Origin of the sequence: Nocardia sp. NPDC052112, assembly GCF_040680135.1 — a bacterium.
Lineage (GTDB): Bacteria > Actinomycetota > Actinomycetes > Mycobacteriales > Mycobacteriaceae > Nocardia.
In genome coordinates this window covers 261505-284371 of the sequence record NZ_JBFAWD010000007.1, presented here as the reverse complement: position 1 = coordinate 284371, position 22867 = coordinate 261505, and the positions used below count along the sequence as shown (strand labels likewise).

The 22867-nt window shown below is 66.1% G+C and carries 18 protein-coding genes and 1 pseudogene; 9 read left to right on the top strand and 10 right to left on the bottom strand.

From position 1 onward, the window contains the following. The first annotated feature begins 6 nt into the window (after positions 1–6). From AB0L58_RS16410 to AB0L58_RS16400, 3 genes and pseudogenes are all read left to right on the top strand, one after another. Positions 7–1260, top strand: coding sequence for an ABC transporter substrate-binding protein (locus AB0L58_RS16410; protein WP_364387248.1), 1254 nt, complete (start codon positions 7–9; stop codon positions 1258–1260). Positions 1261–1310: 50 nt separating this feature from the next. Continuing rightward, positions 1311–2009 (top strand): hypothetical protein, encoded by a 699-nt coding sequence (locus AB0L58_RS16405; protein ID WP_364387246.1) that lies wholly within the window; start codon positions 1311–1313, stop codon positions 2007–2009. Positions 2010–2128: 119 nt separating this feature from the next. Further along, a pseudogene (locus AB0L58_RS16400) lies at positions 2129–2554 on the top strand (transposase); the annotation flags it as partial. Between the two features lie 43 nt (positions 2555–2597). Here AB0L58_RS16400 and AB0L58_RS16395 read toward each other — a convergent pair. Continuing rightward, complete coding sequence (locus AB0L58_RS16395; protein ID WP_364387244.1) at positions 2598–3770, bottom strand: thiolase family protein; 1173 nt, start codon at positions 3768–3770, stop codon at positions 2598–2600. A 131-nt stretch (positions 3771–3901) separates the two neighbouring features. Between AB0L58_RS16395 and AB0L58_RS16390 the strand changes: the two genes are divergently transcribed. Next, complete coding sequence (locus AB0L58_RS16390) at positions 3902–5014, top strand: acyl-CoA dehydrogenase family protein (protein WP_364387242.1); 1113 nt, start codon at positions 3902–3904, stop codon at positions 5012–5014. A 30-nt stretch (positions 5015–5044) separates the two neighbouring features. Here the strand turns inward: AB0L58_RS16390 and AB0L58_RS16385 are convergent, their stop codons facing one another. Further along, positions 5045–5536 (bottom strand): zinc ribbon domain-containing protein, encoded by a 492-nt coding sequence (locus AB0L58_RS16385; protein ID WP_364387240.1) that lies wholly within the window; start codon positions 5534–5536, stop codon positions 5045–5047. A 253-nt stretch (positions 5537–5789) separates the two neighbouring features. On the opposite strand from AB0L58_RS16385, the gene AB0L58_RS16380 reads away from it, so the two are divergent. Together AB0L58_RS16380 and AB0L58_RS16375 are read left to right on the top strand one after the other, a co-directional pair. Beyond that, positions 5790–6560 (top strand): SDR family NAD(P)-dependent oxidoreductase, encoded by a 771-nt coding sequence (locus AB0L58_RS16380; RefSeq protein ID WP_364387238.1) that lies wholly within the window; start codon positions 5790–5792, stop codon positions 6558–6560. 63 nt (positions 6561–6623) lie between these two features. Further along, complete coding sequence (locus AB0L58_RS16375) at positions 6624–7373, top strand: SDR family oxidoreductase (RefSeq protein WP_364387236.1); 750 nt, start codon at positions 6624–6626, stop codon at positions 7371–7373. Between the two features lie 294 nt (positions 7374–7667). On the opposite strand, the gene AB0L58_RS16370 is transcribed toward AB0L58_RS16375, so the two are convergent. After that, on the bottom strand, positions 7668–8411 hold the full coding sequence (locus tag AB0L58_RS16370; protein WP_364387234.1) for a hypothetical protein: 744 nt from the start codon (positions 8409–8411) through the stop codon (positions 7668–7670). A 229-nt stretch (positions 8412–8640) separates the two neighbouring features. Between AB0L58_RS16370 and hsaA the strand changes: the two genes are divergently transcribed. Then, the gene (gene hsaA / locus AB0L58_RS16365; protein WP_364387232.1) at positions 8641–9807 is read left to right on the top strand and encodes a 3-hydroxy-9,10-secoandrosta-1,3,5(10)-triene-9,17-dione monooxygenase oxygenase subunit; all 1167 of its coding nucleotides are present in this window, start codon (positions 8641–8643) and stop codon (positions 9805–9807) included. A gap of 74 nt (positions 9808–9881) precedes the next feature. Here hsaA and AB0L58_RS16360 read toward each other — a convergent pair whose 3' ends face one another. The 4 genes from AB0L58_RS16360 to AB0L58_RS16345 form a co-directional block, all read right to left on the bottom strand. After that, positions 9882–10433: a flavin reductase family protein gene (locus AB0L58_RS16360; protein ID WP_364387230.1), complete on the bottom strand. Its 552-nt coding sequence runs from the start codon at positions 10431–10433 to the stop codon at positions 9882–9884. Positions 10434–10458: 25 nt separating this feature from the next. Next, positions 10459–11640 carry a hydroxylase gene (locus AB0L58_RS16355; protein ID WP_364387228.1) on the bottom strand — a complete coding sequence of 394 codons (1182 nt, stop codon included), beginning with the start codon at positions 11638–11640 and terminating at the stop codon, positions 10459–10461. Positions 11641–11804: 164 nt separating this feature from the next. Continuing rightward, the gene (locus tag AB0L58_RS16350) at positions 11805–12656 is read right to left on the bottom strand and encodes an alpha/beta fold hydrolase (protein WP_364387226.1); all 852 of its coding nucleotides are present in this window, start codon (positions 12654–12656) and stop codon (positions 11805–11807) included. Continuing rightward, positions 12653–13651, bottom strand: a complete 999-nt coding sequence (locus tag AB0L58_RS16345) for a VOC family protein (RefSeq protein ID WP_364387224.1) — start codon at positions 13649–13651, stop codon at positions 12653–12655. The genes AB0L58_RS16350 and AB0L58_RS16345 overlap by 4 nt, the downstream gene beginning before the upstream one ends. Before the next feature lie 246 nt (positions 13652–13897). Between AB0L58_RS16345 and AB0L58_RS16340 the strand changes: the two genes are divergently transcribed. Together AB0L58_RS16340 and AB0L58_RS16335 are read left to right on the top strand one after the other, a co-directional pair. Then, positions 13898–15499 (top strand): FAD-dependent oxidoreductase, encoded by a 1602-nt coding sequence (locus tag AB0L58_RS16340; RefSeq protein WP_364387222.1) that lies wholly within the window; start codon positions 13898–13900, stop codon positions 15497–15499. Positions 15500–15836: 337 nt separating this feature from the next. Next, positions 15837–16652, top strand: coding sequence for an IclR family transcriptional regulator (locus AB0L58_RS16335; RefSeq protein WP_364387220.1), 816 nt, complete (start codon positions 15837–15839; stop codon positions 16650–16652). A 46-nt stretch (positions 16653–16698) separates the two neighbouring features. On the opposite strand, the gene AB0L58_RS16330 is transcribed toward AB0L58_RS16335, so the two are convergent. The 3 genes from AB0L58_RS16330 to AB0L58_RS16320 form a co-directional block, all read right to left on the bottom strand. Continuing rightward, the gene (locus AB0L58_RS16330) at positions 16699–17205 is read right to left on the bottom strand and encodes a DoxX family protein (protein WP_364387218.1); all 507 of its coding nucleotides are present in this window, start codon (positions 17203–17205) and stop codon (positions 16699–16701) included. A 443-nt stretch (positions 17206–17648) separates the two neighbouring features. Further along, the gene (locus AB0L58_RS16325; protein WP_364387216.1) at positions 17649–21092 is read right to left on the bottom strand and encodes a protein kinase; all 3444 of its coding nucleotides are present in this window, start codon (positions 21090–21092) and stop codon (positions 17649–17651) included. Positions 21093–21471: 379 nt separating this feature from the next. Then, positions 21472–22857 carry an amidohydrolase family protein gene (locus tag AB0L58_RS16320; protein WP_364387214.1) on the bottom strand — a complete coding sequence of 462 codons (1386 nt, stop codon included), beginning with the start codon at positions 22855–22857 and terminating at the stop codon, positions 21472–21474. Positions 22858–22867: the final 10 nt, after the last annotated feature.

The window sequence follows — 22867 nt, the reverse complement described above, 5'->3', positions numbered from 1 at the left end:
GTGCAGATGCGCAGAGTCGGTGCGATCGCAGCATGGGTGTGCGCCGCAATGTTTCTTGTTCCTGCGTGCGGCAGCGGCGGCTCCAGCGGCCCGGCCGATACGAGTGGGCCGGTCAAGGTGGGCGTGCTGACCTCGCTCAGCGGCGCCGCGACCGCCAATTACGCAGGTACCGAAGCCGGGGTGAAAGCCCGTTTCGCCGCATACCAGGCGGCGAACGGGAAGTGCGCGGTGCGCGGCTTCGACGTCGTCATGGGTGATGACCAGTCCACGCCGCAGGGCGCGTTGACCGCGGCGCAGAAGTTGGTGCAGCAGGATCGCGTCTACGCGGTACTGCCGGTGAGCACGTATTTCTACGGCGCGGGGCAGTACGCGGGCACCCAGGCGAGCAAGACGCCGTTCCTCGGCGCCGGCTTCGACGGCGGCGAGCAGTGGTTCAACCCGAAGTACGACAACCTCTTCGCCGCGACGGGTGGCACCGACTACAACAAGACCGCGACAACCCTGGGTGACTACTGGAAGAAGATCGGCGGAACCAAGGCCGCCGTGCTGTCCTATAACACCCCGAGTGCCACGAAGTCGGCGGAAGGCGCGGCGCTGTCGGCCGAACACGCCGGGCTGACGCGCGGCTATGTCAACATTCGCATTCCGTTCGGAACCACCGATGTCGGTCCCTATGTCCTCGGCATCAAGGAATCCGGTGCCGATGTGCTGTACGCGCCGGTCATTCCGGATACCGGATTCGCGCTCATGACCGGTCTGCGGCAGGCCGGAGTCGAGATGAAGTCCGTGCTGCTGGCCACCGGCTACGGGGCGGATCTGCTGAAGTCGCCGCCGGCGATCGCGGCGGGCCAAGGCGTCGGCTTCATGACGTCCTTCGCACCGACGGAGATGAATACCGAAGCGACCCGGGCCTTTTCGGCGGCGCTGAAGCAGTACGCGGGCTCGGAGAGCGGTATCCCGTCCTTCTCGATGGCGGTGGGCTGGGTCAGCGCCGACCTGCTGATCGAGGGGCTCGAGAAGGCCGGCTGCAATGCCGGCCAGGAGCAGTTGATGTCCGCGCTGCGTACCGATAAGACCTGGACCGCCGGTGGCTTGTTCCCGAAGCCCGCCGATTTCGAGAACCGGGGCTCCTATTCGGTGGGCTCCCCGGGCAACTGCACCTTCATCTCCATCCTGCGCGGCGACAAGTTCGTGCCGGACACGAATGGCGCTCCGGCCTGCGGCGAGCAGATTCCGGACCTGAAGGTCGTGCCGAAGTAGACGTCCCTCCACATCGAAGTCCGAGGGATCCGAAAGAAAGAGAACGCAGGATGAGGAAGATCGCAGCCGCCGGTGTGTTACTGGCATCCGCGCTCGCAGTAACCGCACAGGCCGGGGTCGCAGCACCGCAGGCCGACAACGGTGGCGTCGAGTACACGACGAACGTCACCGACACATCGACGATCATCACCACCGATGCCGGTTCGATGGCCGTGGAAGACGGAGTATTCAAGATCAAGGCCGCCAATGGGATCACCCTCGCCGGTGCCGAATTGGCTTTCCGGGTGGACGATTTCGTCTTCCCCATCGCCGCCGAGATCAAGGACCACACCGCCACACTGACCCCGCAGTTCGATCGTGAACACGCGGTATACAACCCGGTCGCCCTGCCCTTCGAGGACCAGGCTCCCTGGAAGACCCCGTACGACCGGGAACAGGCCGCGTTCAGCCGGATGATCAGCACCATCACAGCGGGTGCGACGGTCGGCACCATGGTCGGCGGCATCGCCGGCGGGGCTGTCGGCTGTGTCCTGGGCGGCATCGCCGGCGCCACCGTCGCCTCGGCGACGATCATCGGCCTGTTCGGTCCGTTCATTCCCGCAGCGGCCATCGGCTGTCTCGGCGGGATCGTGGCCATCGGTGCGCTCGGCACCCTGGCCGGGCAGCTCCTGGTGACCGCGCCGGTCGCGATCATGGCGGCCATCCAGTACTTCACCACGATCAACTCGCCGATGCCCGCACCGAAGTAACCGAATCGGGAAGACCCGTCAGCAGATAGACAGGGACGCCCCCGCATCACTACAGCGAGCACTCTGGACACCACAACCAGAGTGCTCGCTCGATCGATAAGACGGGCAACTACTTTCGGTTGGTCCGAGCCGCGAACCGGCACGCCACCTCCACCACATCCGAACACCAGGGCAACTTCGCCCGCGCCGCCCCAGCGGGTGTTCGAAGAAGCCGCCGTCGACTGCGGGCGCGCATTGGCCGCGTTCTCCGACTCCCGCATCGGCAAACGCAGAGGGAGACGCGTCGGATTCCCTCGGATCGAGAAGAAACGCGCGACCACCCCCGTCGTTTCGGCTGCGCCACCGGACTATGTCAGCCGCGGCGGCTGGCGAAATCGTTGTCCCGCAAACGGAAAGGATCCCGCAACCGCAAAGATGCCGCCGCCCGCCTGGCGTGCCACCATCGCCACATCGCCAATATTCGCCGCCGCTTCCTACACCAGGTCACCAACAGGCTGGTCAAAACCCACGACCGGCTCGTCCTCGAGGACCTGCATGTGGCGGGCATGCTCCGCAATCGGCGTCTGCGCGCAATTTTCAGGCACGCTGTCAGACCGTCAGAACCAGCGCCGAGCCCATGCCGCCGCCCGCGCACATGGCCGCGACCGCCGTTCCGCCGCCGCGACGGCGCAATTCATGGGCCAGGGTCACCACCATCCGGGTGCCGGTGGTCGCGATCGGATGGCCGAGGCTGCAACCGCTGCCGAACGGATTGACCCGCTCAGGATCCAGGCCCAACCCCCGAACGGCGGCCACGGTTACCGATGCGAAGGCCTCGTTGATCTCGAACAGATCGATGTCGCCGATGCCGATCCCGGCCCGGTCCAACGCCTTTCGGATCGCCTCGATCGGCGCGAGGCCAGTGCGCACCGGATCGACGCCGACGCTCGCCCATGACCGCACTGTCGCCAGCGGTGCGAGCCCGAGTTCGGCGGCCAGTTCGGAACTGGCGACGACCACCGCGGCCGCACCGTCGTTCAATCCGCTGGAGTTACCGGCGGTGATCGAGAAACCCTCGATCTCCGGATGCAGCGGCTTCAGCGCCGCGAGTTTCGCCATGCTGGAGCCGCGGCGCGGATGTTCGTCGATGTCGAAGACCGACACCCCGCCGTCCCGATCGGTGACCTCGACCGGGACGATCTCGTCGAGGAACCGGCCGGCGTCGACCGCCGCGATGGCACGCTCGTGCGAGCCGAGGGCCCAGGCGTCCATCTCCTCCCGGGACACCCCGGCCAGCCGCGCCGTATTCCAGCCGACGAGCACCGCCATATCGTTGCTCGGCGCCTCGGGTGTCGACACATGCGACGGCGAGCTCCACGGGTCTTGCCAGTCATCGGTACCGGGAATCCGCCGCCGCGAAACGGGCGCGGTCGAGAACGACTGGGTCCCACCGGCGATCACCGCACGATCCATCCCGGCCAGCACGCTCCCGGCGGCGGTCGCGATACTGGCCAATCCGGAGGCGCAGTGCCGGTTGTGCGCCAAGCCGGGAACATGCGTGAGCCCGGCCTCGATCGCGGCATACCTGGCGATATCGCCGCCACCGGCCACCGATTCGCCGAGCACGACGTCATCGATCAGCTCCGGCGGCAGGCCGCTGCGTTGCGCCGCCTCCCGGACGACGACGGTGGCGAGATCGAAGGCGCTGGTGTCGCGCAGGGTGCCCTTGCGGGCGGTGCCGATGGCGGTACGGCAGGCGGAGAGCAAAACGGCATCAGTCATATAATTCGTTGTACTCTATTACCGCGCTGCCTGAAAGATGCGGGGTTAAAAGCGTGGTGAATCTCGACTCGAGATGTAAAAAAGGATACCTTCGCAATGACGTTTATGTCTTCGGCATCGGGTGGTGACTGATGAACTTCGAGCTCAGCGACGAGCAGACGATGTTGTGCGCCGCCTCGCGCGACCTGCTGTCGGACCGGGCGCCGATCGCGGCGTTACGGACCTTGATGGAGCGTGACGAAGATGTCGACCCGCAGCTGTGGCGGCTGACCGCCGAGCTCGGTTGGCCCGGCCTGGCGCTACCCGAGGAGTACGGCGGTGCGGGCCAGGGGCTGGTCGAGCTGACACTGGTCGCGGAGGAGATCGGGCGCGGGCTCGGGCGCGGCCCGTTTATCTCGACCGCCATCGTCGGTGCCGCGATCGCCGCGGCGGGCGCACCCGCGCTGCGGGCCGAGGTGCTGCCCGCGCTCGCCGAGGGATCCGGTTGGGCCACTTGGGCTTTCGCCGAAGTACGGGCACCGTGGACCCTGGACGGGGTGCGCGCCGAGGCCCGCAGCGACGGAGAAGGGTTCATTCTCGACGGGGTCAAGACCGCGGTCCAGGACGCGGGCGGCGCCCGTTGGCTGCTGGTCACCGCGCGGCACGAAGGCGTTCCGACATCATTTCTCGTCGACCGGGACAGCGCCGGGGTCACCGTACGGCGTCAGCAGGTCCTGGATCTGACGCGCGCGTTCTACGAGGTCCGGCTCGAGCAAGTGCGCGTCCCGGCCGAGCGCCGCCTCGAGGTCGGTGCCGCCGAGGTGCAATGGCTGCTCGACTACGCCTCGGTACTGCGATGTGCCGATGCCCTCGGGGTGATGGCGCGCATGCTGGAACTCACCGTCGAATACACCGAGGCCCGCGTGCAGTTCGGTCGGCCGATCGGCACCTTCCAGGCCGTCAAGCACGCGTGCGCCGATTTGGCGATGTTCGTGCACAGCGCCCGCGCGGCGACCTACTACGCGGCGATGGCCGCCGATGCCGACGACGCCACGCGCGCCGCATGCGTCGCTGCCTCCCATACCTCCGCCGCCGCCGGGGAGGTCACGGCCCGCGCCCTGCAATTACACGGCGGTATCGGCTTCACCTGGGAGCACGACCTGCATCTCTACCTGCGCCGAGCCGAGACCGACGCCGTCCTCTACGGCGGCGTCACCGTCCATCGCGACCGGCTGTGCACCCTGCTGCAACAGTCCGTTACCTGAAGTGTGAGTGTCTGTATGACGACTCATCGTTCAGGCAGCCGTTCCCTGCGGAGCGGCAGTCCCTGTCTTCCCGGCCGTATGGCCGTGCGGGGTAGACGCTTCCACGCCACCTGCCTTCCCCACCTGGTGGGCGGGGTGGGTCTTGCGGTCGGCTCCACGTCCTTGTCCAGCCCGATGACTGGCGGCCGGGCTACTCCCGGTATCGGTCCCCATTCCACCACCGATGTGGGTGGTGTCGCCGAGGCGGGCGAGGTTGATCGCGGCGTTGAGATCCCGATCGATCACGAGACCACACCCGACGCAATGGTAGATGCGTTCGTGCAGCGGCAGCTTGGTTTTCGCGCCGCAGCCCGAACACGCCCGCTGATCCAGATTCTTCTTCACCACATCCAGCATCACGTTGAACGCCTTGCGCGCCGCCCCGACGTGCGAGGCCAACACTCGCTTCTGCGCGGGGGTTGGGTCGAGTGCGAACCGATACGCCTGCACGGTCCACCCCTCCGGCACCCGATAGCCGGCCATCAGCGCCACCGACCCGGAAACGTCCGCGGAATCACAGGTTCGGCGAGCACAGCCGAGCACCGAGACAACGCGTCCCCGGTAGGCGACGACTTCATCAAGCCCACGCGGGCAACACCGTCGCCTGCGACTGCATACCCAACCCCCACATTCACGACTGCCATTCGAACATACATTCGATGGCGAAGATTCGCGTTCACGCACAACCCAGAGAACGGTTCACAACCCCGCATCCGTCTGAGCGAGAAGGAATTTCATGGAGATCAAGGGTAAGAAGGTCGTCGTATTCGGCGGCGCCTCCGGCATGGGCCGGGCCAGTGCCGAACTGCTGGCGGCGCGGGGCGCCGACGTCGCCGTGCTCGACCGTCCAGGTACGGCTGGCGCCGAGGTCGCGGCCGCACTCGGCGCCAGCTTTCACCCCGTCGACATCACCGACTTCGCGGCGACCGAGCAGGCACTCGCCGATGCCGTGGATTCCCTTGGCGGACTGCATGTCTCGATCACCACGGCGGGCGGCGGCAAGGCCAAGCGCACGCTCGGCAAGGAAGGTCCGCATGACCTCGAGACCTTCCGTCAGGTGCTCGACCTCAACGCCGTCGCGACCTTCAATATCAGCAGGCTCGCGGCGGCGCATATGAGCCGCAACGAACCCGAGGATCCCGAGCAGACCGGCGAACGCGGCGTCATCATCAACACCTCGTCGATCGCGGCCTTCGAAGGCCAGATCGGTCAGGTCGCCTACGGGGCTGCCAAGGCCGCCATCGCGGGTATGTGCCTCACCATGGCCCGTGATCTCGGCTCTCTCGGCATTCGGGTGCTCGCCATCGCACCCAGCCTGTTCGACACCGGTATAACCGTCAAAATCCCGGACGAGACGCGGGCGCAGCTGGTCAAGGACGCCGCCTTCCCCAAACGGCTCGGCCGTCCGGAGGAGTACGCCAAACTCGCCCTCGCCATCATCGACAACCCCATGCTGAACGGCCAGTGCCTGCGCTTGGACGCGGGCCAGCGGTTCGCCCCGAGGTAATCGCGGTACCGAAAATTCAAGTCGGGCATCGTATTACGGTGCCCAGTTCCAAGGAGGGACCCGATGTCCGAACATGAGGGCAAGATTGCGGTGATCACCGGAGGTGGCCGCGGCTTCGGTAAGGCATTCGGCACCGCATTGTCGGAGCTGGGCGTGCACGTCGTGCTCGCCGATATCGACGGCGAGGTCGCCGCATCGGCGGCCGCGGAACTGACCGCGCAGGGCCGCGATGCGACCGGCGTGGCCTGCGATGTCGCCGACGATGACGGCGTCGCCGCGATGATCGACGCCGTCGCCGAACGCCACGGCGGTATCGACATCCTGGTCAACAATGCCGGTCTGCATGCCGCATACAACAGGCCGTTCACCGAACTCGGCCTGGCCGAGGTCCGGCGGGTATTCGACGTCAATGTCATGGGTGTGGTCAACTGCACCCTGGCGGCGCACAAGGCGATGGCCGGGCGCGCGGGCGCATCGATCGTCAATATCTCGTCGTCGGCGGCCTATGCCAACCGAACCGTCTACGGCGTCTCCAAACTCGCTGTGCGGGGCCTGACCATGTCCTTCGCCCGCGAATTCGCCCCCGACGGCATCCGCGTCAACGCGATCGCACCGGGCCTGATCTTCACCGAGACCATTCGCGCCGAACTCGCTCGCGACGAGGCCGAGCGCGTCATGGGTCAGCAGATTCTCCAGCGCGAGGGCGAGGAGCGCGACATCGTCGAGGCACTGCTCTACCTGGTCTCGTCGAAGGCATCCTTCGTCACCGGCGAAACACTCCGTGTGACAGGCGGTTTCGCACTCTCCGTCTAACGTTGTGTCGAATTCCCCTGCACAACAACAACTGCGGCCGGGTCGCCCCATCAGGATTGCGAGATCCGGCCGTAGTTTCGGGTCAGCGCCCAGCCCAGTGCTCGTCGACGAATCGGCGGAATTCCCCGGCCCTGTCCCGGTCCTCCGGCGCGGTCCCGAGGAACATGCCGTGCCCCGCGGCGTCGAAGACGTGCAGGTCCGCGGTGATACCGGCGGTCGAGATGAACGGTACCTACCCATGAAGACGCTGCCGGTTTCGTGCGATCCGCACGAAACCGGCAGCCTCCACCTGCGTTATGCGGTCGCAGGCTCCGCGTCGACAGCTTCCTTCTCGGCGAGTTCGGCTTCCTCGCCCTTGATGGCCTTCAGCAGTACCAGCGGCGTGGCGACCTTCCAGACGAGGTAGGCCAATGCCGGAATGCCCTGGGCCAGAATGCCATTCCACGCGAACGGGCCGGTCTTGTTGAGGAAGACGAAGGCGCCCGAGATGAGCAGAACACCCAGCAGCATGCTGAGGTGCGCGTACCAGCGCGGGAAAATCGGCTTGGCGCGCTGGTCGAAGTAGGAAGCGAACCCGATCGACCAGACCTGCAGGACGAAAATACAGGCGTTGCCCACATACATCAGCCAGAAGATGTCGGTCATCGCGGACAGGACATCCGTGGAATGGCTTTCCGGCCGATATGCGGCGGCGGCCAGAATCGCCAACGGGTAGAAGAAGCCGGTCGGCGCGACGACGCCGGTGGTCAGCTGCACCATCGACAGCCAGCCCCAGCCGCCTTCGACCCGCTTCATCTGCATGCTGGTCACGACCACGTATGGATATTCGAATGGCACGGTCAGCACCATGATGGCCACACACAGCAGAATCCCGTGCTGATGCTCGACCAGGAAGTCGCGAACCTCATTCGCGGACATCGTCGGACTCATGGGCGAGAGCAGATCGCCGATCCCGTAAGCGGTCAGCATCAGTACGAGCACCAGGAATCCGCTCCACGCCGACCAGCGTTGCAATCTGAAATAGACCGATTTTTGCATTGACGGATCTCCTTCGATCTCTGCACTCATCGCGAGCAATTCCGTCCCGAGGACGAAAGCTCCCCCAGTGTGATGACCCGCACATTCGACCGGCGGCGAACTTCCGCAGAGCGGGATGGCCGAACGGCCGACCCATAGTGCACGACCCGTATTCCCGTTCAGCGGCAGCCGCGTGCGAGCCGTCGTGTTCCGGCTGGAGTACGCGGTGCTCAGGGCGCAGGATTACGGCATGGACAACGATGTAGCCGCGGCGGTGCGCGGGCTGCTGCCGGAACTGGCCGAACGCGCGGCTCAGGTCGATGTGACCGGCGAAATACCGGAACAGACGATGACCGACCTGATCGCCGCCGGCGTCTTTCGGCTGCTGCAACCGAAATGGAGCGGCGGCTCGGAGGCCGATCCGAATCAGTTCTACGACGTGGTCCGGATGATCGCGGGCACCTGCGGTTCCACCGGGTGGGTGGTCTCGGTGCTCGGGGTAGTTCCGTGGCATGTGGCACTTTTCGACGAGCGCGCACAACGCGAGGTGTGGTCCGGTTACCCGAATGCGCTGATCTGTCCGTCTTATGCGCCGGTCGGCCGGTTGACGCCGGTCGAAGGGGGCTACGAACTCAGCGGACATTGGCGCTTCGCGTCCGGCTGCGCACACGCGTCATGGGCGGTACTCGGCGGCACTGTCTACGCCGAGAACGGTGATCCGGTGGATATCGTGTCCGCGCTGGTACCGCGCGCAGATTACCGTATCGACAAGGTGTGGGACTCCGTGGGCCTGCGCGGCACCGGGAGCCATGACCTGCACGTCGAGCGCATCTTCGTCCCGGAATACCGGACGACGCGCAACTACGACGTCACCCACCGTCGTGGTCCGGGCCAGAAACTGAATACCGGCCCGCTGTATCGCATGCCGTTCGGCACGATGTACAGCTATTCGGTCACCGCGCCGATGATCGGTTTGGCGGAGGGCTGCCTGGAGAAATTCCTCACGCGCATGCGCAGTCTCAACCGACCGAGTTTCGGCGGCGGCAGCCTCAGCACGGACCGGTCCGTGCAGATCGCCGTGGCGCGGGCCGAATCGGATGTCGACGCCGCCGTCCTGCAGTTGCACCGGAACCTGCAGGACCTGTACGAACGTGCGCGCCGCCGCGAGGACATCCCGATGGAGCTGCGGCTGCGCGGCCGCCGGGATCAGGTGTGCGGCACCGAGCGCGCAATCACCGCGATCGATCTGGTTTTCCAGGCCGCGGGCGGCATATCACGACGTCGTGGCAATCCGATCGAACGGGCTTGGCGGGACGCGCATACGGGCAGTATCCATGCCGGTAACGATGTCGAATCGTCGCTGGCGCTGTGCGGCCGCGGCTCGTTCGGGTTGTACGTCGACGACATGCTGGTCTGAACAGACGACGACCCCAATGGCCTGCGCTGCCATTGGGGTCGTCGAATTGCGCACTGGCACATGAGCTCAGGTGGCTACCACCCGACGAGCCGGTCCAGTACCAGCGGCGCGCTGGCGAGATAGTCGCCGTACCCGCCGCGGAAGAACAGCAGTGGGGTCCGCACGGACTCCACCCGCAGTTCGTGCACCTGCCCGACGACCAGGACATGGTCACCGATCTCGACGATCTGCGCCACGGTGCAGTCGACCCACGCGACAACCCCATCCAATACGGGATTGCCCAATGTGGACGGCTGCCACGTCACGCCGTCGAACCGGTTGCCGCCCCTGGACGCCATCCGCCGCGACACGTGTTCCTGGTTGCCCGCCAACGCATTCGCGCAGAACCGTCCGGTGTCCCGAATACGTTGCAGGGTCGAGGAAGACGTGTCCACCAGGAACGAAACCAGGGGCGGGTCGAGCGAAACGGAGGTGAACGTCCCGACGATCAACCCGTGCGGCCGCTGATCGTTGTCGAGGGTGGTGATCGCGACCACGCTCGTCGGGAAATGGCCGAGCACATCCCGGAAGTGGCGGCCGTTGATCGCCACGACCGTTTCCTGTGCCGATGATCGGATCTCGCTCATATCCGTCCTCCCTGCCCTGCCTGTGTCAGACCATCACGACCATCGACGGCGGCAGCTCGAGCCCCATCTTGACCAGAGCATTCGCGTGATAGGCCGTGCCGGGTACGTGGATCATGTGCTGCAGTGCCATATGCGCGTCGCGCCAGTACCGCTGGATCGGATTACTTCGGCGACCCGCGTTTCCACCGGAGCGTGCGAAGATCTCGTCCAATGCCGAAACCGCCCGCCAGGCACAGCGGACCTGATTGCGCCGGATATCCAGCCGGTCCTCGAGTGTGATCGGCTGTCCGGCCTCCAACTGGTCGTACAGCCGACTGACGCCGCTGATCAACTGAATCCGCGAGGCCTCGATCTCCGAGGCCGCCTCACCCGCGGCGTAGAGCGTGTACGGATCGTCGCGCACCTGGACACCGGTCACCGCGACCCGCTCGCGCTGCTGGCCCAGGTGCACGGCCAGTCCGCCCTCGCAGATCCCGATGACAGCGGAGGTCAGTCCGAGCGGGAACATGGTCGTAAACGGCAGTTTGTACACCGGATCGGTGAGTCCGCGCTTTTCGGCCGCCGCGCCCTGCATGATCTCGTCCTGGACGATGACCCGGTAGTCGGGCAGGAACGCGCCCTCGATCACCACATCCTTACTGCCGGTGCCCGACAGGCCGACTACGTCCCAGGAATCGTCGATGATCTTGTAGTCCGTACGCGGGACGACCACATGCAGCACGGTCGGCGGCCCGGCGGGCTTGCCGGTGCCGTCACCGAGCAGAGCGCCCAGGAAGACCCAGTCGCAGTGGTCGGTACCGGAGGAGAACGGCCAGCGCCCACTGAGCCGGTAACCGCCCTCGACGGGATCGGCGACGCCCATCGGCATATAGGGCGAGGCGATCCAGGTATCCGGGTTCGCACCCCAAACCTCTTGTGGCAGACGGGGATCCATCTGCGCCATCTCCCACGGGTGGACACCGACGACGCCGCACACCCAACCGGCGGCGGGGTCGTGCCGCGCGACCGCCATCACCGCATCGGCGAAGTCGCGCGGGTGCGCTTCATAACCACCGAACTCCTTGGGCTGCAGGAGCCGGACCACCCCCGCCGCACGCAGCAGTTCTGCGGTCTTATCGCTCAGCTTGCCGAGCTTCTCGTTTTCCTCGGCGAGTGCGGCCAGTTCCGGCCCCAGCTCCTCGACACGTTGGACTACTTCGTGTGCCACGACGCACACCTCCTACCTACTGGGAAACTACAGGTGCCGCCGCGACGGCAACCGAATGTGCCGATCTGGCGAGGGGATTCGCTCATTGTCATTCCTTGGTCCAGTTGGTCACCGCGCACTTTCCGCTCACCGGAAATGCGCGTGCGCCGGAGTCGAGCGGACTATCAAGCGGACGTGGCGGTTGTTTTCCGGGTGAGGAATTCGATCGCCACCCGCTCGAAATCGGACTTCCGCTCGATCTGCACCCAGTGCCCGCAGCGGGCGAAGGTGTGCAGTTCGACATCGGGCAGCCAGCGATTCGCGAAATGCGCCTGGTCGTAGGGCAGCATCCGGTCGTCGCGACCCCACAGCATCAGCGTCGGAGTCGTAAAGGTGGCGGCCTTGGTCCACAGCGGCGTGTACGTCTGGCGCCGATTCGGATCGAACATCGAACCGAAAATCGCCCTGGTCCGGTCGAGCACACCCTCGGCGGTGGCATTGCGCAGTCGTTCATCGACGAGTTCATCAGTGATCAGCGCGGGGTTGAACACCATCGTCTTGATCCAGGCGATCATGCGGTCGCGGCTGGGATCCCCGAGGAATTCGAACAGACGCGCAAAGCCCTCGCTGGGCTCGGCCTGGAAGATGCCGACCGAAAGTCCGCCGGAACCCATGATGGCCATCCGACGCACCCGTTCGGGATACAGCGCCGCCAATTCCGCGACCACCGCTCCGCCCATGGAATTGCCGATGAACACCGCGGTTTCGATGCCGAGGTGATCCATCAGGCGCGCGATCCACCGCGCGGCGACCACCGGATACACCTCGTCGAGTTCGGGCAGCGCGCTACCGCCGAAGCCCGGCAGATCCGGCGCGATCACCCGGAACTGCTCGCCGAAGACGGGCAGATTGTGCTGAAAGTTCGACCAGGCGCTGACACCGGGCCCGGACCCGTGTAACAGAATCAGCGGCTCGCCCGCACCCACCTCGTGGTAGTTGAACGTGAGACCCTCGACATCGGCTGTGCGCTGGGTCATTTCAGGCCCGCCGACGGCGAGGTGGTGAGGAATCCGGCGCCCGGACCGACATCGAGGACATCGCCGTACCAGGTCTGGCCGTACTGCAGCTCGGGCACCTTCCACTCGAGGGCCTGCCAGTCCGGATCCATGATCAGGTATCCACCGGAGTACAGCTCGACCCGGTGACCGGAGCCGGGGTCGTGGATGTAGAGATACATCGCCTGACCGATGCCGTGCTTGCCAGGGCCGTGCCCGTAGTCGATCTCGAGATCGCGGATCTCGTCCGCGGCTCGCAGAATGTCGTGGTAGTTCTCGATATTGAAGGCGATGTGGTGGAACCGTGCCGTCGCGTCCTCCGCGTTCACGCCGATCGCGATGTCGTGCACCTGCGGTGTCACCGAAAGCCAGGACGCCATGATGGTCTCCGGGAACTGCGGAATCATCGCGAATTCGCGGCGCTTGAAGCCTAGCGCTTCGCGCAGCCACCGCTCGGACTGGTTCACCGTGCTCGCGCTGGTCTGCACGTTCAGGTGGTCGAGGCGGCGCACGCCGAAACCGCGACGGCGCGAGCTGTTGCTGGGCAGCTTCGAGCGCAATTCCTCTGGTGCGAGCGGCTTTTCGATGTCGTAGTACAGCTCGAAGGGATGCTCACTGCCCGGCACCAGGAAGCGGACGGCCTCGCCGCGGCCGAGTTCGTGCCCGGCGGGCAGTTCGATCGACTCGATCTCCTGTTGCTCGAGCTGCTTGTGGAAGAGCTCGACATCCTGCTTGCGCTGGACCCGGAAGCTGTAGGTATTCACCGTGGCCTCGTCCTGCTGGGTCAGCACGAGCGAGTGGTGGGTGAGCTCCTGATAGCCGCGCAGGTAGGCCACGCCGTCGGTCTGCGCGACGACCTCCATGCCGAGCAGGTCGCGGAAGAACCCCAGCGAACGCTCCAGGTCCGTCGTGCCGAGATTGATACCACCCGCGTGGGCGATCCGAGGGCCGGGATCGTAGTCGTGGGAAAGAGTCATGCGAGCTCTCCTTGAAATCGATTGACGGCCGGGAACGCTAATTCGTGTGGCGCCCGCCACTCGGAGAATTTCCGCCCACCGGAAGCGGCGCCCTCATATCGGCCGGACGCGGCATTGATTCCGCACAGCGGAAACCGATTCCGGCCCGATTGCCGCAGCCGCCACACTCGGGAGATCCACGCCCCGGGTGACGCAGGTCACTGGCGGCTGGCAGGAGATTCGCGGTCTGGAAGCAAGGAGATGGTTATGCCCGCTGACGAGGAAACCTACGACGTCGTGGTCGTCGGGTCCGGAGGAGGGCTGGTCGGAGCGTATGCCGCCGCATCTCGTGGCCTGCGCACGCTTGTCATCGAGAAGACCGATCGCTTCGGCGGTACGACCGCCTATTCCGGTGCGGGACTGTGGTTTCCGGGCAGCGCCCCGCTGCGGCGCGCGGGCGTCGAGAACGATATCGAAACGGTGCGCGGCTACCTCCGGGAGATCGTCGACGATCCATCCCGCGAAGTCATGCAGGATGCCTACCTGCGCGCCGGGCCGCAACTGATCGACGAAATCGAGCAGAACCCGTGGTTCGGGTCCTTCGCCTACCAGCCCGTACCCGACTACTTTGCGGAGAAGCCGGGCGCGACGGCCGCGGGCAACACCATCTTCCCGGCCGAGATCGAGGCCGCCGAGCTCGGTGATCTCGCCCCGCTGATCCGCGACCTGCTGCCCACCGAGCTCTCGGGCGCTGCGGCCGGATCCCTGCTCACCGGCGGCCGCGCCCTCATCGGGCGAGCGCTGAAGGCGTTCCTGGAAACCGGGAACGGCTCCTACAAGCTCGAGACCGCGCTCGAGAGCCTGATCGTCGAGGGCGACCGCGTGGTCGGCGTGGAGGCGGTCGGCAAGGGCGAGCGCATCCGGATTCGCGCTACCCGCGGCGTCATCCTCGCCGCCGGCGGATTCGAGCGCAATCGCGAGCTGCGCGAAAAGCACATGGTCGCCCCGTATCACGGCGACTGGTCCGACGGCGCTCCGGGGAACACCGGCGACGCGTTGCAAGCTGCCGTCGCGATCGGGGCCGCTACCGAATTGCTGGACCAGGCGTGGTACGTCCCCGGTGTCGTGCAGCCTGGCGGACGGCCGGTCTTCCACACCGGCACCCGTAGCGGCATCTGGGTCAACAGCGCGGGTGAGCGCTTCATGAACGAACTGCTGCCCTACGACCGAGCCGGGCGCGAGATGCTGCGTCAGCACAGGGAGACCGGCGTCGCGCACATTCTCTGCCACTGGATCTTCGATCAGCGCCACATCGACCGGGACAGCTTCGGCGGCGACCCGACCGTGCCGCCCCGCCCCGAGTGGTTCGAATCGGGTGCGCTGCGCAAGGCCGACACCATCGAGGAGTTGGCCGACCTCATCGCCGTGCCCGCCGAGAACCTGCGCAAGTCGATCGAGGAGTTCAACTCCTATGCTGACAAAGGGGTCGACGAGAAGTTCCACCGTGGCGAGACCGTCTGGGACCAGATGGCCCAGTACATCGTCGGATTCCCCGCCGGACCCGTGATGAGCTATGTGAATCCACTCGACAACGGCTACCCGAACCCCCTGGTGGCGCCGATCGACACGCCGCCCTACTACACCGCCACCATCGCGCTTTCCGATATCGGCACCAAGGGTGGCCTCGAGACCGACGAGCACGCCCGCGTACTGCGCGCGGACGGCAAGCCGATCGCGGGCCTGTACGCCAGTGGCAACACGATGGCCGCCATGTCCGGCCGGGTGTACCCGGGCGCGGGGACACCGGTCGGCTCTTCCCTGGTCTTCTCCTATCTCGCGGCGCTCGACCTCGCAGGCGCCGCCGCGTGACAGGCCGCTCGATAACCGAGATTGCTTGAGCACGAGCAATATTCAGTAGCCTGAGGATCGGCCGGGAGCGAACGACTTCCGGCTGATCCCAGAAGCGCCCGGCGGAAAGTAGCGGCCGGGATACAGATCAGTACCCTCTTTCCTGCCAAAATTCTCTGTACCGATCTGTATAAATTTCGGCGATTTCGCCAATCCGGGGGTCTGCGCGCGGTTACACTGACCGCCGAAGTTCGAGTCTCCGAAGTAAGGAGGCGCTGAAATGACCTCAATGTCGAGGATCAGTGAAGCTGCCGACGCCGCAGATCAGTCTGCGTTATCCCCCTCGCTGGTAGAACGCATGACGTTGATCATGGAATCGTTCGGGGGCGCACAGACGCGCCTCACGCTCGAGGAGGTCAGCGGCCGGACCAACATACCCCGGTCCTCGACCCATCGCATTCTGAAACATCTCGTTCAGCTGCGCTGGCTGGAGCGCGACGGCAGGGAGTACGGCCTCGGATCCCTGGCATTGGGTCTCGGCGGTCGAGAAGACGGCCACAACGCATTACGCGCCGCGGCGTTCCCACTGCTGCACGCGCTGGCGGTGCGCACCGAGATGGTCGTACACCTGGCCGTATTGGACGGCACCGATGTCTACTACCTGGATAAATTCGGTGGCCGGGCCGCGGTGGAAATTCCGTCCCGGGTCGGTGGCCGCGCCCCCGCCCACTGCACGGCCATCGGCAAAAGCATGCTCGCGTGGTTGTCACCCGAGCGGGTCGATAAACAGTTCAAGGGCGCGATCCAGAAGCGAACCACCCGGAGCATCAGCGATATCGGGATCCTGCACCAGGAATTGAGCCGGATCCGGGCGCGCAACGGCCTAGCCTTCGAGCGCGGCGAATGTTATTCGCATATCGCCTGCGTCGGTGCGGCGGTGCGCGGGCCGGACGGGCCGATCGGCGCGATATCCATCGTCTGCGACGCCCAGGCCGCACTCCAACGACTGGCGCCGCTGGTCGCCAATACCGCGCACGCGATATCGGAGAAGTTGTTCGGCGTAGCGCCGCAGCCGCAACGGCCACGCCACGCACCGGCCACACCACGGATCGCCTTGCCCAGTGAAGCGCTCGGCGAACTGGTCGCGATGGGCGAGCGGGGCGCGTGGTTCTGAGATGACGAACGGCCCCGCACCATCGGTGCGTGGCCGCCGAATTCCCTTATGCTGCCTGCACTTTCGGCCGCCAACTGGCAGCGAGCAGAACCGCCGCGCCGCCGACTCCACCGATCACCGCAATGGCAAGTCCGAGACCCCCGGCGAGCGTCGCATCGATACCGAGCGCACGATCCATTGACGCCTTGCCCGGCCCGATGGCTGCGATGCAGGCGGCCACCACAGCCAGGATCAGCACGTACTCGTAGCCATCCTTGAATACGAAGAAGCCGTTCTTCCGATGTGCTATGACCGCGGCAACTGCCATGCTGCCGACAATGAACGCCGCCGCAGGCGCGGTGAGAAGTCCGGCCGCGAAAGCGACTCCGGCCGCCAACTCCCCCGCACCGCTCAATGCCGCCTGGACCCGGGGATGCCGCAGCCCCATCGATGCGAACCAGCCCGCCGTACCGGCCACACCCCCTGGGCCGAACAGGTGGTTATAGCCGTGCGCGGCCATGGTCAGGCCGACCACCAGCCGGAGCGCCAGGATCGCGGCATCGATCGTTGTCATGCGAAAAGAGACTCCTCATTGTCGAGATACGGCTACGACGTCCACAGCCGCGCACAAGGCAGCGGAAGCAGGCCCTCGTCAAGCTTCGTATCGATGTCGACGTCGACTCCCAATCCCCGCACGGCCGCCGCGAAACACTCGGCGGCATCCCGGGCCGCGCGATACTGCAGGGTGGGATGCCCACGAAAACGTACTCGGATACGGCAATCGTCACAGCGCGGGCGGGACCGCCGCAGCGATATCGGCTGCCAGTCGGGCTGGCGCTCGAACACCGTCGATGTGTCGTATCGAGCCACTGTCGTTTCCTCGTCGTGCAGCTATCGGCGTGCCTGCTCCGCACACAAAGGCGGATGGAGCAACCAACCAATTAAGTACACTTAATATAGCCTCCGCAGATCGGCGCGCGTAGACGAGTGTGACCCACGCCACAAATGTCTCGAGAATCACTGCCGGCCGGTACCAGCGGGCGACAACCCCGTCAGAAACGACAGCGGCGTCCGGCGCAGTGCCGGATCGGTACCGATGAGCGCGACAACGGCGGGCTCGATGCCCGCTCCGGCATCGGCCGCCAACCGTGGCAGCCCGAGCTCGGCGCACCGCGCCAACGCCGGATCCAGCACCGCGACAGCCTCTTCCAGCCGGTCCGCGGTTGCCAGGCAGCACGCCGACAGCAGTCGCGCCTCCAACAGCGCCCGCGGGCGGCGCTGGCGCTCGAGGCCGCGCACCAACCGCTCGGCCGATACCACGGCGGCCGCGACGGCCCCGGCCGAGCGGTCCGCCAACAGCAGCCGAATCGCCGAATCCCACTGGATTTCCGAGGTGAGGATAGTGATCCCATCGCCTTCGGCGCGGTAGGGCTCGAGTCGCTCCAGTGCTGTGGCCTCGTCCGCGGCGATGGGCAGGCCGAGGCGTATTCGTTCGTTGACAATGCGCGCGGCCAACCGGGGCAGCGCGAGGTTGCGGGCAATCTTCGCCCCCTCGGCAAGTCGCTCCCGCGCCGCGCCGAGATCGCCGCGCAGCGCCGCGAGCCGCGCGCCGATTCCATAGGTCGCGGCGACGAATTCGACCGCACCGCCCTCCGGCCCCGCCTTGACACTCTCGTCGAGCAGCGCCACCGCTTCGTCGAGTTCGCCCCGCCAATAGCACAGTGCACCGAGCAGGGCGGCGGTCATACGCGTGATGTAGGAATGGCGGCCGGTTTCCAGCGCCAGCTGCCGAGCGGTTTCCAGATGTGCCTGGGCCGCAGCGATATCGAGTTGTTCGAAGGCAGCCGTACCGGCCAGGCCATAGCTGTGCATCAAGCCCGTCGGCCCCTTGACCCTGGCCCGGTGCGGCGCCACCCACCGCTGCCACCGGTACACCTCGTCGAAGTCGAACCGGTAGAGGGCGGATGCCGATCCCACACCCGCCGCGATGGTCGCGATGAACGGACTGACCTGCGACTCGAGCCGCTGTGCGACAACCTCCGGCAGTTCCGTGAATCGGTCGGCGGTGAGTCGGTTCGCCGCGCGCGCCAGCGCGGCTTCGAGGTGTAGATCGGTGGCGTCACCCGCGTCGGGCCGATCGGCGCTCAGCACCGTGTCGGCCCTATTCAGGGCCGCCTCGGCGGCCACCGGCCGTTGCAGCGAGATATTCCCCCATGCCACGAACAATTGCAGGCGCACACTCGATACCGCAACCGCGGTCGGCAGTTTCGCGACCAGCCCGAGCAGCGTGGCCGTCCGCGCACTCTCCAGCAGTTCCGCCGCGCGATCTTCGATCAATCGCATCGCGCCCGTCGAATCATGGGCGGCCAGCGCGTGATCCACCGCCTCGTTCAACATCCCATGATCGGCGAACCAGTCGGCCGCGACGCGGTGCAGCCGCAGGCACCGGTCGGGATCCTGTTCGGCGAGTCTGCGGCGTAGAAAGTCGCCGAACATGCGATGGTAGCGGAACCACTCGAAGTCGTCGCCGATAGTGTCCGGGAAATCGACATTGCGCAGGAACAGATCTCGGGCATTGACCTGCTGTAACAACTGCGGGGCGGCAGGACCCGACAGCGCTTCGGCGAGTCCGGCGCAGATCTTTTGGGTGATCGAGGTCGACAGCAGAAAGTCGAGCAGGTCCGGATCGAGCGTATCGAGCACGTTTTCGACGAGGTATTCGCCGATCGCCTGATGTCGGCCCGACAGTTGTTCGATGAATCCGGCGGGATCACTGCTGTCGCGCAGCGACAGCGAGGCCAGTTGCAGTGCCGCGATCCAGCCTTCGGTCGAGTCCAGCAGTTCGGCGACCTGTGCTCGGTCCAGCGTCAGGCGGTTGATATCGAGCAGAAACGCCGTCGACTCGGCAGCGTCGAATCGCAAGTCGTCGGAATCTATTTCGACCAGTTCGTCGGCGACCCGCATCCGGCTCAGCGGTAATCCGGCACGCGTTCGGCCGGTGACGATCACCCGTAGGTGATGACATCCGTTTTCCAGCAGAAACGCCATGGCGGCGCGGGTACCGGTATCGGTGACGAGGTGCCAGTCGTCGATGACGACGGCGAGCGTCGCACCGCTGTCGTGTACTTCATCGATGAGCGATGCCAGCACGTAGCGGGTGGCATCGTTGGAACGCTCCTCCAGCATCATCACGAGCTCACCGGCCAAATCCGGGCGAGCCCGGCGGATCGCCTCGATCAGGTGCGCGAGGAACCAGACGGCATTGTTGTCGTCGTGGTCGATCGTCAACCACGCGACCGACATCCCTTGCGCGGTAAGGACATCGCGCCACTGCGCGGCCAGCGTGCTCGTGCCGAAGCCCGGCGGCGCGTGGATGAGCAGCAGTCGGCGATTGCCACCTTCCTGCAGCTTGCGCAGCAGCCGCGGCCGGTTCACCAGAGGGCGAGCCGAGGTCGGCGGACGATATTTGGTCGAGGCGACGGGCGGAGGCACGGTGGTCCGTGGGCCGGTGCCGCGCTGTGCGGGCACCATTATCGGCCCGGACCGCGGTTCCTGCGCGGCCGCGGGCACCACCATGGCGTCCACGTCGAGCCCGCAATCCCGTTGGACATCGCGCAGCAGATATCCGAATTCGACTGCGGTACGCGGTCTCCGATCAGGTTCGGTGGCCATCGCCGCTTCGATCGCGGCCCGCAGTTCGGCGGGAACATCGATATCGCCCAGGTCGGGCGCGGGCGTCGAGGTGACTCGAACGAAATGTGCGACCACGGCCTCACCGGTCCGGCGTTCGACGGCCGCGTGCCCGGTCAGCAGGCAGAACAAGGTGGCGCCGAGGCTGTAGATATCCGAAACCGCGCTCGGCGGCGCACCCCGCAACACCTCGGGTGCGATGAATGCCGGTGTGCCGGTGATGCGTCCGTCGGAGGTCTCGAATCCCCCACCGATGTGCGCGATACCGAAGTCCGCCAGCTGCGGCTCCCCGTAATCGGTCACCAGAATGTTCGCGGGCTTCACATCCCGATGCAGCGTGCCCGTCGCATGCGCCGCGGCAAGTGCCCCGGCAATCTTCACCCCGATCGACAGCAACTCCCGCCACGGCAGCGGACCGGTCGCACGCAACCGCGCATCCAATGAACCGCGCGAGTGGAAGGGCATGACGATGAACGGACGGCCTTCGGCGGTCACATCGGCCTGATGGACCGCCACGATATTGGGATGACCTGAGAGTCGGCCCAGCGCGTGTTGCTCGCGGACGAAGCGCTCGCGTTCGTCACCGGTGATCTCCGAGGTCAGCACCTTGACCGCGACGGTGCGATCGAGGGAGTGCTCCAGACACCGATAGACGACCCCGAAACCGCCGCGGCCGATCTCCTCGGCATCCTCGAATCCGGCGGCGGTCAGCTCCGCGACGATCCCGGACTGGAGATCGCGCTGGGTGCGGTCGTTCTCGGCGTCGGGCATGGTGAATCGGCTAATCGACCGGCGTCGATGTGCGCGACCCCCCGAAGTCGCAATGTCCGACCATAGGATCACCTCTCGAGGCAAACTGCCGACCCCGACCAGCCGATCATAGTCGTGATGGCCGAGCTCCGGTGCGGTTGCCGAGGCGGTGCCGGGATTGGCGAAAATGTGTAGTCGACGAGCTGAGCCCGCATACTCGAGAACCTTCCGCTCACCGGGATCCAACAGACACGCCGCCCGGCACTCGCTACCGTCCGATATTCGTCACCAGCCGACAAAATCAGCCCGGCAAGTCGGATACGCGCGGAACAGACCACGGTGCCGCGACCCCGATCCGGTAATCGATGAGCTGCTGCTCGATCGACGGCGTGCGCGGCGGCTACCGAGCCCGATACACCGGGTCACCGGCCACGATGGTCGCCGCGACGATCTCGGCACCGAGTCGGTGGGCGGCCTCCTTCGGCGGAACCGACAGCAATGTCAAGTCGGCGACCGCGCCCCGCGTGATCCGGCGCGGCGTCGCCGGGCTATCGGGTGCGCCGAAGAACAGTGACAGCGCCGTCGGGAGCGATACCGCTTCCGCGGCATGGAATTCCGGCGGTCGATGTACCGCGGCGCGCACCACTTGCCACGGATCGGACGCACCGAATGGCGCATCCGATCCGGCGGCGACACCTACCCCGGCGGCGAGCAGCGAACGCAGCCGCCACAGATCGGGCAGATCTTCAGCTGGCACCTCATCGCGGTACTGCTCGCCTCGTTCGACTACGAAATGCGGTTGGGTCACGACCGAAACCCGCTGTCCGCGTAGCCAATCCAACGATTCTTCGGGGATCACCGCGCCGTGTTCGATCCGATCTCCCGCGCGCACACCGGCCCGTTCCAGTGCGGCCATGGTCAAGACGAACTGCACCCGCGTGACGCAGTGCACCGCGACTGCCCGGCCTGCCGCATGAATCGCCCGCAGCCGGTCGGCGAATTCGTCGAATGGGGGCAGATCGACATCATCGAGCAGAATCTTGGTAGGCCCCAGTGTGCAGCGTGCGCCTTCGGGCTCGGTCACTTCGGGTGGTGCCATGCAGTGCACCCGCTGCACGATCCGCCCGCAGTCGACCGTCTCGGCCAGGCGGTCGATATCGCCCTGCGTCAGCCCCGGGGTCGCATCGGTGAATCCGGTGACACCCATTGCCGCCGCAGTGGCACTCACTGCGGCCAGATCCGTTGTCCGCGAGTCGATTCGCTCCCCCAACCAGGAGTCCAACCGGCGCAGCCGCCCGGTCGGCCGCCCGGTCTCGTCGCGCTCCACACCCGATGCGTCATTACTGTCCAGGCCGACCAGATCGCATGCCATCGAGTTGAGCTGCCACAGCACACCCGTGCGGTGCTGCACGCGCACGGGACGGTGCGGGAGCAGCCGGTCCAGCACCGCGCGATCGAGCGGTCCGGCTACCGATTCGTGGTATCCGGTGCCACGAATCCACTTGCCCGGCTGCAGCTTTCGATCGGCTTCCCACAGCCGCGCCGCGAACTCGGTTGCGGTGCGCACCTGCGGCGGCCCCAGCGCAACCGACTCGTAGGTCGCCGCGAGCGAACGCAGATGGATGTGGTGGTCGTGTAGCCCCGGCAGCAACCAGCCGCCACTCGCGTAGATCTCGTCCTCACCGGGCAGGCGCACCAGTCCGGTCGCGCATTCGGTGACGACTCCACCGCGGATGCGCACGTCCATTCGACCCGATCCGAATACCTCTGCGTCACGAATCAGCATGGGGCACAAC

Bases quoted from the DNA above. Each gene is read 5' to 3' on its own strand.
- AB0L58_RS16410 (WP_364387248.1), top strand. From the start codon at position 7: ATGCGCAGAGTCGGTGCGATCGCAGCATGGGTGTGCGCCGCAATGTTT.
- AB0L58_RS16405 (WP_364387246.1), top strand. From the start codon at position 1,311: ATGAGGAAGATCGCAGCCGCCGGTGTGTTACTGGCATCCGCGCTCGCA.
- AB0L58_RS16395 (WP_364387244.1), bottom strand. From the start codon at position 3,770: ATGACTGATGCCGTTTTGCTCTCCGCCTGCCGTACCGCCATCGGCACC.
- AB0L58_RS16390 (WP_364387242.1), top strand. From the start codon at position 3,902: ATGAACTTCGAGCTCAGCGACGAGCAGACGATGTTGTGCGCCGCCTCG.
- AB0L58_RS16385 (WP_364387240.1), bottom strand. From the start codon at position 5,536: ATGGCCGGCTATCGGGTGCCGGAGGGGTGGACCGTGCAGGCGTATCGG.
- AB0L58_RS16380 (WP_364387238.1), top strand. From the start codon at position 5,790: ATGGAGATCAAGGGTAAGAAGGTCGTCGTATTCGGCGGCGCCTCCGGC.
- AB0L58_RS16375 (WP_364387236.1), top strand. From the start codon at position 6,624: ATGTCCGAACATGAGGGCAAGATTGCGGTGATCACCGGAGGTGGCCGC.
- AB0L58_RS16370 (WP_364387234.1), bottom strand. From the start codon at position 8,411: ATGCAAAAATCGGTCTATTTCAGATTGCAACGCTGGTCGGCGTGGAGC.
- hsaA (WP_364387232.1), top strand. From the start codon at position 8,641: ATGGACAACGATGTAGCCGCGGCGGTGCGCGGGCTGCTGCCGGAACTG.
- AB0L58_RS16360 (WP_364387230.1), bottom strand. From the start codon at position 10,433: ATGAGCGAGATCCGATCATCGGCACAGGAAACGGTCGTGGCGATCAAC.
- AB0L58_RS16350 (WP_364387226.1), bottom strand. From the start codon at position 12,656: ATGACCCAGCGCACAGCCGATGTCGAGGGTCTCACGTTCAACTACCAC.
- AB0L58_RS16345 (WP_364387224.1), bottom strand. From the start codon at position 13,651: ATGACTCTTTCCCACGACTACGATCCCGGCCCTCGGATCGCCCACGCG.
- AB0L58_RS16340 (WP_364387222.1), top strand. From the start codon at position 13,898: ATGCCCGCTGACGAGGAAACCTACGACGTCGTGGTCGTCGGGTCCGGA.
- AB0L58_RS16335 (WP_364387220.1), top strand. From the start codon at position 15,837: ATGACGTTGATCATGGAATCGTTCGGGGGCGCACAGACGCGCCTCACG.
- AB0L58_RS16330 (WP_364387218.1), bottom strand. From the start codon at position 17,205: ATGACAACGATCGATGCCGCGATCCTGGCGCTCCGGCTGGTGGTCGGC.
- AB0L58_RS16325 (WP_364387216.1), bottom strand. From the start codon at position 21,092: ATGCCCGACGCCGAGAACGACCGCACCCAGCGCGATCTCCAGTCCGGG.
- AB0L58_RS16320 (WP_364387214.1), bottom strand. From the start codon at position 22,857: ATGCTGATTCGTGACGCAGAGGTATTCGGATCGGGTCGAATGGACGTG.